Annotated in this window: 1 protein-coding gene; it reads right to left on the bottom strand. The window is 75.3% G+C overall.

The window, feature by feature from the left end:
- On the bottom strand, positions 1–385 hold a 385-nt coding region (locus G3I78_RS50700), incomplete at both ends, for an endonuclease/exonuclease/phosphatase family protein (RefSeq protein WP_164437435.1).

The raw sequence follows: 385 nt of genomic DNA, 5'->3' as shown, positions 1-385 counted from the left end.
CGCGACGGCAGCACGTAGTCCGCGCGCAGGTTGCCCGGCGCGGTGTCCGCGAAGTCGGCGATGTCGAGCGCGGGGTCGCCGCGGTGGGTGGCGTTCGCACCGCCCTGGAGCGCGGCCGCCTCGACGGCGCCGTCGGAGCGGGGAGCGGGGTCCTGGACGCGCCGGTGGTCGAGGAGCTGGTCGATCGCCGCGTCGACCGAGTCGCCGTCGAGCGGGTCGGCGTTCTGGTCGCCGAGGACGACGAAGCTCTCGCCCGGGTGCAGCCCGCCGCGGCGGCCGGCGTCGTCGTAGACGTACCGCGACGCCTTGCCGGGCGTCACGTAGTCCGCCCAGAATCGGATCTCGTCGTGGTTGCGCCGCCCGTTGCGGTCCTCGGTGCCGTCGA

Source organism: Streptomyces sp. SID13726 (assembly GCF_010548375.1).
Lineage (GTDB): Bacteria > Actinomycetota > Actinomycetes > Streptomycetales > Streptomycetaceae > Streptomyces.
Note: the sequence above shows the minus strand (reverse complement) of the source record. Positions and strands in the feature narration are given on the sequence as shown.